At 40.5% G+C, this 11,363-nt stretch carries 10 protein-coding genes and 1 rRNA gene; all 11 read left to right on the forward strand.

Annotated elements, in window-relative coordinates:
• The first annotated feature begins 9 nt into the window (after positions 1–9).
• Positions 10–480, forward strand: coding sequence for a F0F1 ATP synthase subunit B (atpF, locus tag H5126_RS19065; RefSeq protein WP_004335264.1), 471 nt, complete (start codon positions 10–12; stop codon positions 478–480).
• A 16-nt stretch (positions 481–496) separates the two neighbouring features.
• Positions 497–1,030: a F0F1 ATP synthase subunit delta gene (gene atpH / locus H5126_RS19070; protein WP_004335267.1), complete on the forward strand. Its 534-nt coding sequence runs from the start codon at positions 497–499 to the stop codon at positions 1,028–1,030.
• Between the two features lie 14 nt (positions 1,031–1,044).
• Positions 1,045–2,586, forward strand: a complete 1,542-nt coding sequence (gene atpA / locus H5126_RS19075) for a F0F1 ATP synthase subunit alpha (RefSeq protein WP_004335270.1) — start codon at positions 1,045–1,047, stop codon at positions 2,584–2,586.
• A gap of 60 nt (positions 2,587–2,646) precedes the next feature.
• Positions 2,647–3,507, forward strand: a complete 861-nt coding sequence (atpG, locus tag H5126_RS19080; protein ID WP_024597176.1) for a F0F1 ATP synthase subunit gamma — start codon at positions 2,647–2,649, stop codon at positions 3,505–3,507.
• Positions 3,508–3,540: 33 nt separating this feature from the next.
• Complete coding sequence (gene atpD / locus H5126_RS19085; RefSeq protein ID WP_004335274.1) at positions 3,541–4,926, forward strand: F0F1 ATP synthase subunit beta; 1,386 nt, start codon at positions 3,541–3,543, stop codon at positions 4,924–4,926.
• Between the two features lie 13 nt (positions 4,927–4,939).
• Positions 4,940–5,362, forward strand: a complete 423-nt coding sequence (locus H5126_RS19090; RefSeq protein WP_004335277.1) for a F0F1 ATP synthase subunit epsilon — start codon at positions 4,940–4,942, stop codon at positions 5,360–5,362.
• A gap of 304 nt (positions 5,363–5,666) precedes the next feature.
• The gene (gene glmU, locus H5126_RS19095) at positions 5,667–7,025 is read left to right on the forward strand and encodes a bifunctional UDP-N-acetylglucosamine diphosphorylase/glucosamine-1-phosphate N-acetyltransferase GlmU (protein ID WP_182721356.1); all 1,359 of its coding nucleotides are present in this window, start codon (positions 5,667–5,669) and stop codon (positions 7,023–7,025) included.
• Between the two features lie 112 nt (positions 7,026–7,137).
• On the forward strand, positions 7,138–8,082 hold the full coding sequence (locus tag H5126_RS19100) for a hypothetical protein (protein ID WP_024597175.1): 945 nt from the start codon (positions 7,138–7,140) through the stop codon (positions 8,080–8,082).
• Entirely contained in the window at positions 8,079–8,684 is a 606-nt protein-coding gene (locus tag H5126_RS19105) for a DUF1240 domain-containing protein (protein ID WP_024597174.1), read from the forward strand. Before H5126_RS19100 ends, H5126_RS19105 begins: the two co-directional genes overlap by 4 nt.
• A gap of 157 nt (positions 8,685–8,841) precedes the next feature.
• On the forward strand, positions 8,842–10,635 hold the full coding sequence (locus tag H5126_RS19110) for a choice-of-anchor I family protein (RefSeq protein WP_182721357.1): 1,794 nt from the start codon (positions 8,842–8,844) through the stop codon (positions 10,633–10,635).
• Between the two features lie 647 nt (positions 10,636–11,282).
• Positions 11,283–11,363: ribosomal RNA gene (locus tag H5126_RS19115) — 16S ribosomal RNA — on the forward strand; the annotation flags it as partial.

Consider the following 11,363-nt stretch of genomic DNA (forward strand, 5'->3'; position numbering starts at 1 on the left):
GGAGCGGTTGTGAATTTAAACGCCACTCTTATCGGTGAATTGATTGCGTTTACGGTGTTCGTATTATTTTGTATGAAATACGTATGGCCACCATTGAACGGTGCAATTGAAGCTCGCCAGAAAAAAATCGAAGATGGTTTAGCTGCCTCTGATAGAGCCGAAAAAGACTTAGAACTTGCGCAAAAGAAAGCTGCTGAACAGCTTAAAGATGCAAAAGCTCAAGCGGCTGATATCATTGATCAAGCTAAAAAGCGTGCAGTGCTAATTGTTGACGAAGAAACACTTCGTGGTCAGCAAGAGCGTGAAAGTATCATTGCTCAAGGGCACTCTGAAGTTGAGTCTGAACGTAATCGCATAACAGAAGAGCTACGTAAGCAAGTAGCAACTCTGGCAGTGATTGGTGCAGAACGTATTTTAGAGCGTGAAATTAATCAAGCCGCACATAGTGACATCGTTGAAAAACTTGTCGCTGAGCTGTAATTAGGAGGGTATGAGCATGTCTAATTTGACTACTATCGCTCGCCCATACGCTAAAGCGGCTTTTGAACTTGCCGTTGAGAAAGGCACTCTAGAAAGCTGGAATGATATGTTGTTCTTTGCAGGCCACGTAGCCAGCAATGAACAAGCATCATCTGCTTTAGCAGGTATGCCTACAGCTACTGCACAAGCTGAATTATTTATTCAACTTTGTGCTGAGCAGCTCAACGAACAAGGTCAGAACCTAGTTAAGGTGATGGCTGAAAATGGACGTTTGACAGCTCTACCTGACGTTGCTGAGTTATTTGCTGAATTTAAAGCAGAATACGATAAAGAAATCGAAGTAGATGTGATTTCTGCAACTCCTCTTGTTGCTGCGCAACAAGAGTCATTGGTAGCGGCACTTGAAAAACGTTTCGCACGCAAAGTTAAGCTGAATTGTAGTGAAGACGCGTCAGTGGTTGGTGGACTTATTATTAGGTCTGGCGACACTGTAATCGACGGTACTATTCGCGGTAAATTAAGCCGCTTAGCTACAACACTACAATCGTAATTGGGAAAAAGAGCATGCAACTTAATTCCACTGAAATTTCAGATCTGATCAAACAACGTATTGAGAAGTTCGAAGTTGTAAGTGAAGCTCGTAACGAAGGTACTATTGTATCTGTTACTGACGGTATCATCCGCATCCACGGTCTTGCTGACTGTATGCAAGGTGAAATGATTGAGCTTCCTGGCAGCCGTTATGCTATCGCACTAAACCTTGAGCGCGACTCAATTGGTGCAGTAGTAATGGGTCCGTACGCTGACCTTACTGAAGGCGTAAAAGTATATACAACTGGTCGTATTTTAGAAGTTCCTGTTGGTCCTGGTCTACTTGGTCGTGTTGTAAACACACTAGGTGCTCCAATCGATGGTAAAGGCGCTTTAGATAACGACGGGTTTGAACCTGTAGAAAAAATTGCACCAGGTGTAATCGAGCGTAAATCAGTAGATGAGCCAGTTCAAACTGGTTATAAATCTATCGATGCGATGATTCCAGTTGGTCGTGGTCAACGTGAACTTATCATCGGTGACCGTCAAACAGGTAAAACTGCACTAGCAATCGATGCAATCATCAATCAAAAAGACACAGGCGTTAAGTGTGTGTACGTTGCGATTGGTCAAAAAGCATCTACTATTGCAAATGTAGTTCGTAAATTAGAAGAGCATGGTGCACTAGCAAATACTATCGTAGTTGTTGCATCTGCTTCTGAATCTGCGGCACTTCAGTACTTAGCACCGTTCGCGGGCTGTACTATGGGTGAATACTTCCGTGACCGTGGTGAAAACGCATTAATCGTATATGATGATTTGTCTAAGCAAGCAGTTGCTTACCGTCAAATTTCATTACTACTTAAGCGTCCACCAGGCCGTGAAGCATACCCAGGTGACGTATTCTACCTTCACTCTCGTCTTTTAGAGCGTGCATCGCGTGTAAACGCAGATTACGTTGAAAAGTTCACTAATGGTGAAGTGAAAGGTAAAACTGGTTCATTGACGGCATTGCCAATCATTGAAACTCAAGGCGGCGACGTTTCTGCGTTCGTACCGACTAACGTTATCTCTATCACCGATGGTCAGATCTTCTTAGAAACTGACTTATTCAACTCAGGTATCCGTCCGGCAGTAAATGCTGGTATCTCGGTATCGCGTGTTGGTGGTGCTGCACAAACTAAAATCGTTAAGAAACTAGGTGGCGGTATTCGTCTAGCCCTAGCTCAGTACCGTGAATTAGCTGCGTTCTCGCAGTTCGCGTCTGACCTTGATGATGCAACTCGTGCTCAACTTGAGCATGGTGAGCGTGTAACAGAGCTAATGAAGCAGAAACAGTACGCGCCAATGTCTGTTGCTGAAATGTCTTTGTCGTTATTTGCTGCTGAAAAAGGCTTCCTTCAAGACATCGAAATCGCGAAAATCGGTGACTTTGAAGCAGCTTTACTTTCGTATGCAACTAGCACATACGCAGAGCTTGTGGCTCAAATCAATGAAACTGGTAACTTGAATGCCGAGATCGAAGCGCAGCTTAAAGAACTTCTTACGAAGTTCAAGTCTACGCAAACTTGGTAATTTAGTTATTAATGGTGCGCTTTAGGAAACTAAAGCACACCTTGATTCGGAGAGAGAGTCATGGCCAGCGGAAAAGAGATTAAAAGCAAGATCGGGAGTATTAAAAACACTCAAAAGATCACTAGCGCAATGGAAATGGTTGCTGCGTCTAAAATGAAAAGGGCGCAAGAACGCGTTGCTTCAAGCCGTCCATACGCTAATAAATTACGTGAAGTAATTGGTCGTGTTGCTCAAGCAAATCTTGATTTTACTCACCCGTTCTTAAAAGAACGTGAAGTGAAACGAGTTGGTTATATTGTTATCTCTACAGACCGTGGTCTGTGTGGCGGTTTAAACTCAAACGAGTTTAAGAAAGTTGCACTTGATGTTAAAGCGTGGAAAGAGAAAGGTGTTGATGCTGAATTTGCTACTTTAGGTAGTAAGGCAGCAGGCTTCTTTCAACGTTTTGGTGGTCAACTACTCGCTAAAAAAGCGGGCCTAGGAGATAAACCTTCAGTACAAGACGTTATTGGTCCTGTAAAAATTATGCTTGATGCATTTTCTGAAGGCAAAATAGACCGTTTATTCTTGGTATATAACAAATTCGTTAATACCATGAAGCAAGAGCCAATTATAGATCAGTTACTCCCTTTGCCAAAAGCTGAAGAAGAAGTATCTGCTCACACATGGGATTACTTATACGAGCCAAACCCAGAGGCTATTTTAGAGTCTTTGTTAGTACGCTTTATTGAGTCTCAAGCATACCAAGGTGTGGTAGAAAATGCTGCCTCAGAACAGGCTGCTCGTATGGTTGCAATGAAAGCTGCAACTGATAACGCAGGTGACCTTATGGACGAGCTACAGCTTGTTTATAACAAGGCTCGCCAAGCAGCAATCACACAAGAAATTAGTGAGATTTGTTCTGGCTCAGCAGCAGTTTAATGCTTCGGGTAAAGATTAACGAGAGGAATAGACATGAGTTTAGGTAAGGTCGTCCAAATTATCGGCGCCGTTGTGGATATTGAATTTCCACAAGATAGCGTGCCAGCGGTATACCACGCACTAAGAGTAACAGATGGCGATTTAGCTGGTTTGACTTTAGAAGTTCAACAACAGCTAGGTGGCGGTGTAGTGCGTACTATCGCTATGGGTACTACTGATGGTTTACGTCGTAGTGCTTTAGTTATGAATACAGGTGAATCGATTCAAGTTCCAGTTGGTAAAGCAACACTTGGTCGTATCATGAACGTACTTGGTGAGCCAATCGATGAAGCGGGTCCAATCGGCGAAGAAGACCGTATGTCTATTCACCGTGCAGCGCCTTCATACGAAGAGCAATCAAGTTCAGTTGAGCTTTTAGAAACTGGTATCAAGGTTATCGACCTTGTATGTCCGTTTGCCAAAGGTGGTAAAGTTGGTTTATTCGGTGGTGCCGGTGTTGGTAAAACTGTAAACATGATGGAACTTATCCGTAACATCGCAATCGAGCACAGCGGCTACTCAGTATTCGCAGGTGTTGGTGAGCGTACACGTGAGGGTAACGATTTCTACCATGAGATGAACGATTCAAACGTACTTGATAAAGTATCGCTTGTATACGGTCAGATGAACGAGCCTCCAGGTAACCGTTTACGCGTAGCGTTAACAGGTCTTACTATGGCTGAAAAGTTCCGTGATGAAGGTCGCGATGTACTTTTCTTCGTAGATAATATCTACCGTTATACACTTGCTGGTACAGAAGTATCTGCACTTCTTGGTCGTATGCCGTCAGCGGTAGGTTACCAGCCTACACTTGCTGAAGAAATGGGTGTGCTTCAAGAGCGTATCGCTTCAACTAAGACTGGTTCAATTACATCAATCCAAGCGGTATACGTACCTGCGGATGATTTAACGGATCCATCTCCAGCAACTACCTTTGCTCACTTAGACGCAACAGTAGTACTTTCACGTGATATCGCATCACTTGGTATCTACCCAGCGGTAGATCCACTTGATTCATCTTCGCGTCAACTTGACCCACAAGTAATTGGTCAAGAGCACTACGATACAGCACGTGGCGTTCAAACAGTTCTTCAGCGTTACAAAGAACTTAAAGACATCATTGCAATCCTAGGTATGGACGAGCTTTCTGACGAAGATAAGCAACTTGTATCTCGTGCACGTAAAATCCAACGTTTCCTATCTCAGCCATTCTTCGTGGCAGAGGTGTTTACAGGCGCGTCTGGTAAATACGTATCACTGAAAGATACAATTGCTGGCTTCAAAGGCATTTTAAACGGCGAGTTTGATGAGCTTCCAGAGCAAGCGTTTTACATGGTTGGCTCTATCGAAGAAGCTCAAGAAAAAGCCAAAGGCATGTAACTAGGAGGGTAGTATGACAGCTATGACTGTACATCTTGACGTAGTAAGCGCAGAGCAGAGCTTGTTCTCTGGTCTTGTTGAATCGATTCAAGTATCTGGTAGTGAAGGCGAGCTGGGTGTAAACCTAGGTCATGCTCCACTACTAACTGCCCTTAAACCTGGTATGGTACGTTTAGTTAAGCAATATGGTCACGAAGATGTGTTATATGTTGCTGGCGGTACATTAGAAGTTCAACCAAATCACATCACGATTCTTGCAGATACTGCGGTTCGTGGTGAAGATTTAGATGAAGATTCTGTACAAAAAGCTAAACGTGAAGCTGAAGAACATATGGCGAATTCGTCAGCTGTTGAGTTTGATTATCAACAAGCGGCTACGCGACTGGCAGAAGCAGTTGCTCAGTTACGCGTAATTCAGCAATTACGTCACAAGTAAGCCTATCCGGTTTTGAAAAGCCCACTTTATGTGGGCTTTTTTGTGTCTGTAATTTAAACATGGTGTATCGCTTATTTATAATTGTTAAATAACAGGTCTATCAGACTATTATCTGTGCTTTATCACTTATATCCTTCACCAATCCTCGCTACAATAACGTCATCCAATTAAGTGTGTTTTTCAGTCAAGATTCAGTACGAATAAACTAACCTACTGAGTATCTGCACAAGAAGTGATTTACGTAATCTTCTGCACAAACATAATACTTATTTAGCTAAAACAACGGAAAAAGGAAATTGTTTTAATGGCTCTAACAACTGTTATTCTTGCTGCGGGTAAAGGTACTCGTATGCGCTCTGCTCTACCTAAAGTTTTGCACAATGTTGCAGGTAAACCAATGGTACAGCACGTTATTGATAATGCGATGGCATTAGGTGCAACGACTACAAACTTAGTTTACGGACACGGCGGCGATCTATTACAACAACAACTTGCCGATAACGATGTAAATTGGGTACTTCAAGCAGAACAACTCGGTACTGGCCACGCAGTAGCGCAAGCCAACTCTCATATTAACGATGAAGACACAGTATTGATTTTATACGGCGATGTACCGCTAACAAAACAATCAACTCTAGAGCGTTTATTAGCTGCAACACCTAAAAATGGTTTAGCGGTATTAACGGTAAATTTGGTAAACCCAAATGGCTATGGTCGCATGCTTCGTGTTGGTGGTAAGTTAGTCGGTATTGTTGAGCAAAAAGATGCAAGCTCAGAGCAGTTACTTATTAACGAAGTAAATACAGGCATTATGGCTGTTAACGGTAAGCTATTAAAAACATGGTTAGGTAACTTATCTAACAATAATGCACAAGGCGAGTACTACTTAACAGATATCGTTGCAATGGCTCACAGTGAAGGCGTAGAGATCACTTCCGCGCAGCCAGATCATGCAATGGAAGTTGAAGGCGCAAATAACCGTGTACAACTTGCAGGCTTAGAGCGCGCTTACCAAGCATGGCAAGCAGAAGAGTTAATGTTAAATGGCGCTACCCTGGCCGACCCTGCCCGTATAGATGTGCGTGGCAATGTTAAAACAGGCGAAGACGTATTAGTTGATATAAACGTTATCTTTGAAGGTGATGTAACCCTTGGTAACAATGTACAAATTGGCCCTAACTGTGTACTTAAAAACTGTACCATAGGCGATAACGTGGTAATAAAGGCTAATACCCTAATTGAAGATGCAAGCGTAGCTGCTAAATGTACGCTGGGCCCTTATGCTCGCCTTCGCCCTGGCGCTGTAATGGAAGAAGACTCGCACATTGGTAACTTTGTAGAGATGAAAAAAACCCGATTAGGTAAAGGCTCTAAAGCCAACCACTTAAGTTATTTAGGTGATGCTGAAATTGGCGAAAAAGTAAATATTGGTGCAGGCACTATTACCTGTAACTACGATGGTGTTAATAAAGCAAAAACTATTATTGGCGATAATGCCTTTATTGGCTCTAACTCATCACTCGTTGCCCCTGTAAATATAGGTGCAACTGCAACAATTGGTGCAGGCTCTGTGATCACCAGTACCGTTGAAGATGACCAATTAGCAATAGCACGCTCTAAACAGCGTAATTTAACTGGCTGGAAACGACCTGTTAAAAAATAATAAGCCAACACCTTTTTAAAGCGAGTTATATACTCGCTTTTTTATTGCTTATATTTTGACTATTATTTAAACTTATGATTAACGGATTAAAAAATACACTTAAGGAACTCCTATGTCTGCATATGCTCGCCGTGCTATTGCCGAAAGGCAACGTCAAAATCAAATTAAAAGTCTTCTATCAGGTAACAATCACACGCTGATACAAATGAATTCTGCAGAGTTTGTAGAATACATTATTTCTGTAAAGATGAAGCAAGGTAAATCTCGTTCAGAAGTGGTTGATTGGCTTGATGAGTTACTGGAAGAGCATAATTCACTATCAAGTAAATGGAAACGAATTAAAGATCCATTAAAGACAGGGGGTGGGTTATACCCTTTATTTGATGATATGAAGGCATTAGCCATTATAGCGGCTGCAATGCAGCGCCAAGGTAATGTTTTTGGTAAGTTTAAAATTAAAGTTTATAATGGTTCCCCTGCTATTATAATGTCTTCTTATCCTGGTATCAAAGCTCATTTAACGGGTACTCGTTATTTAGCAAGTAACCCCAAACTTTTTACTATCGGTGTCGGTAAATTAGAAGCTGCAAAAGCTATGAAGGGTGGGTTTGTGCTCACTCTAGTAATTTCAGTGACATTTCATGCTACAGACTACCTTTTAAACGATCAAAAAACATGGCATGACTTAGTGGCAGGTGTAGCCGTGGATATGGCTGTAGTTGGAGCTGCTATTGTGACTACTAGTACAATATTAGGTGTCGCATCAGCAGCATCAGCAGGTTTAGCAACAATAATTGCAGGTACAGTATTAGTGCCCTTGTTGGTTGTTGTAATCGTTGGGGTGGCTTTTTCAATTGCATTTTCAGATACCAGTGATTATGTAAAAGTACTTTCTGATGAGTTAAGAAATATTGAAAATAAGATACAGAGTGGTGTAGTTAAAATTAAGGCTGGAGCGCAAAAAATTAATAGCGAATATAAAGAAAATCCAAATGAATTTTTACATGAAACCTTTGGAGTTCCTATGTTTAAAAAAACTAGGTCTTATAACTTGTGAAGTTTTTAGAATGGAAAAAAGCAGATAAAAAGTTATCTCTTGCAAATATGAAAGAATTAGCATCTGTTTTTTTCTTGTTAATTGTTAGTGGGGGACTGTGCTACAAGATAGCCTTAAACTTTTTTTCCGAAGTGGAAACTATATTTTTAGTTAGTCAGCCTCAATTTTTTATCAAAGAGCAAGCCACCATACTATTATCTTTTTTATTATTACCTTGCTTATTTTTAACGTTTTTATCAACTTTACAGCGTTTTTTGGGGTTTGATATAAAGTTAACTTTAATTAATGCATTTAAAAGTGCAGTTGTAGGTTTAATTGTTTTATTAATTCTATCAATCCCGACGAATCTTGTTATAGAGTCTAATTTAAAAAGCAAAGGTTACACTTATTGTAGTTGGTACACCGGACCCTCACTTCGAGCGCCTGATGTTTGGCTAAAAAACGATGAGTTATGCTTACAAGGTGGCTCTGTCATAATCAGTGATATAGCCGATTGGTTCGAGCAAAAAAACCAACAAGGTATTGAACCTTCTGTTGATGAGCTAAAAGAGTTTATAGAAGAAACTCGAAAAAGGCGTAATGAGCATATTAATAGCTTTTAGTTACAAAGCTGATTTCATGGGTAATAAGCTACTCCTTAGCTGCAAGCGAGTTTAACACTCGCTTTTTTATTGCCGAAAGCTAATCAAAATAAAACTGCCATAATCTTGTCATGCCTGTGTGTTGATATTTAGCAAATACAATACTAAGGAAAATCACATGTTTAAAAAATCAATTATTGCGCTGTCACTTATATCTGTTCTTACTGGTTGCTCACTTGATGGTGACGATGGTCAAAACGGCTCTCAAGGATTACAGGGAGAACAAGGCACAGATGGAATTAATGGGTTAAATGGTATAAATGCCAATTCAGCATTAAATATTAACCTTGTGGGTAGAGGTGTATTAAATGCACAAAGCCCAGAAGGTGCAGCTGAAATAGTTGCATATCAAGCATCTAAAAAATGGATTTACGCTATTAACAGTTCAGGTGATGACGCTGTTGTTAATATTTTACCCGCAGACACCTTTGATACTGCCGCACTTGTTAAAGATAACGAAGGGGTTATAAGCGCCACTAACTTAACCTCGGTCATTACGCTACCTTTAAACGAGAACACCCAAGGCGATGCAAACAGCATTGCTATTGATGAAAACAATAATTTACTAGCGGTTGCAATGGCTGCTGAAAGCACGGGTGATGAAGGTCAAATTGCTTTTTACGATATAAGCGGCGAATCACCTGTCTTTATTAAAAATGTTACAGTCGGATTTTTACCAGACATGGTGACGTTCACCCACGATGGCGCAAAGGCAGTGGTTGCTAACGAAGGTGAACCAAGTGGCGACTACAGCGTAGATCCTGAAGGTTCTATTAGTATTATCGATATAACAAATAATGTAATAGCTGATACAGCAATAAATATTGATTTTAAAGCCTATAACAACAAACAAACCGAACTAGAAGCGCAAGGGGTCGTTTTTGCAAATCCAAATGGTCGTACTATTAACGGTAATCTAATAAATACCACAGTAGCTATGGATTTAGAGCCCGAGTACGTTAGCATTTCTAAAGATAACAAATATGCTTATGTATCTATTCAAGAAAACAATGCACTTGCAATAGTTAACCTACAAGACAACAGTCTTGAGCTAAAGGGCTTAGGCTTTAAAGAGTGGTCAAGCTTACAACTTGATGCCTCAGATAAAGATGGCGGCGTTAATTTTAAATCATACCCAGGGCTCTATGGTATGTACCAGCCCGATACTATCTCAAGCTTTAGTTGGAAAGGCGCTAACTTTATAGTCACTGCCAACGAAGGTGACGCAAGAGAATACTTTTTTGATACAACGGATGAAGCAGACTGTATAGCAAAGGGCGGACTTGATTACGATGAAGACGATGGCTGCTTAGCTTATATAGATGAAAGCCGCGTTGAAGACTTAACTCTTGCTGCTAATTTTGATTACTTAAATAACGACGATGATGATATTGGTCGCTTAAAAGTAACAACAATAAAAGGCGATACCAATAACGACGGACAATACGAATCGCTTTACGGCTATGGCGCACGTTCTTTTACTATTTGGGATAGCAATGGGCTGGTGGTTTTTGATTCAGGTGACGATATAGCACGTATAACAGCATCTGTGCATGGTGAATTATTTAACAATAATGAAGATGAAAACAAAGGTGACTCACGTTCAGATGATAAAGGCGCAGAGCCTGAAGCGTTGGCTATTGGTAAAATTGACGATCGTACATTTGCTTTTATTGGATTAGAACGTATGGGCGGTATTATGGTTTACGACATTACTAATCCATACAATGTGCAATTTGAAGACTACTTCTATAATAGAGGCTTAATTAAAGGAGCGAATATTACAGGCGATTTGGCACCTGAAGGAATGGTATTCGTTTCAGCAGAGCAAAGTGCAACAGGAAATCCACTCTTAATTGTTGGAAATGAAATATCAGGCTCTATTGCCGTATGGGAAATAGCATCTAAATAAATCTTTAATTTTAAATAAAGCTGTGTGTTGTTTGTTTAACATACAGCTTAGTTTAAACCTTACTAATACATCATCAATAGATACTTATATTATGAGTGTTTTTTAAACTAAAAGTATCCTGCAGCCCTTTATTTGTATAGCTTTCATACTAAATTCATTTAATTATCAAAAAGCTGAAATAAAACATTGACCCCCGCTCGAATCTCCCTATAATGCGACCCCACTGAGACAGGAAACGCCAACGCATAGCGAGGCACGAACTACTCAGAGAGTTAAGTAAAACTTCGGTTTTAAATCTTCCAAATAGAAAGTTTAAAACTAAGTGTTGACTCGAAAAATAAAGGGTGTATTATTCGCATCCCTTGAGGCGCTAAAGCGGCTCAAAACGTTCTTTAACAATATAAAGCAATCATCTGTGTGGGCACTCGTACAGATTGAGTTCTAACAGCCAAGCTACTTAGGTAGCGAGGCAAACAAATTAGAGTCTCAATTGAAACTGAGTGACCATATGTTATTAAAAGATTCAGCCTTGAGCTGTTTTGATTTCACTTTTTAAAAGTGAAAATAATAACGCACAGTCAATTCGTTTTTGGCAACAAAAACAAAAATTCAGAATTCATTGAGCTGTCGAAAGACATAAAACTTTTTAATTGAAGAGTTTGATCATGGCTCAGATTGAACGCTGGCGGCAGGCCTAACACATGCAAGTCGAGCGGTAACAGAAAGTA

The sequence above is a fragment of the Pseudoalteromonas sp. SG45-3 genome, from assembly GCF_014164075.1.
GTDB classification, from domain to species: Bacteria; Pseudomonadota; Gammaproteobacteria; order Enterobacterales; family Alteromonadaceae; genus Pseudoalteromonas; species Pseudoalteromonas distincta.

Bases quoted from the DNA above. Each gene is read 5' to 3' on its own strand.
- atpH (WP_004335267.1), top strand. From the start codon at position 497: ATGTCTAATTTGACTACTATCGCTCGCCCATACGCTAAAGCGGCTTTT.
- atpA (WP_004335270.1), top strand. From the start codon at position 1,045: ATGCAACTTAATTCCACTGAAATTTCAGATCTGATCAAACAACGTATT.
- atpG (WP_024597176.1), top strand. From the start codon at position 2,647: ATGGCCAGCGGAAAAGAGATTAAAAGCAAGATCGGGAGTATTAAAAAC.
- atpD (WP_004335274.1), top strand. From the start codon at position 3,541: ATGAGTTTAGGTAAGGTCGTCCAAATTATCGGCGCCGTTGTGGATATT.
- H5126_RS19090 (WP_004335277.1), top strand. From the start codon at position 4,940: ATGACAGCTATGACTGTACATCTTGACGTAGTAAGCGCAGAGCAGAGC.
- glmU (WP_182721356.1), top strand. From the start codon at position 5,667: ATGGCTCTAACAACTGTTATTCTTGCTGCGGGTAAAGGTACTCGTATG.
- H5126_RS19100 (WP_024597175.1), top strand. From the start codon at position 7,138: ATGTCTGCATATGCTCGCCGTGCTATTGCCGAAAGGCAACGTCAAAAT.
- H5126_RS19110 (WP_182721357.1), top strand. From the start codon at position 8,842: ATGTTTAAAAAATCAATTATTGCGCTGTCACTTATATCTGTTCTTACT.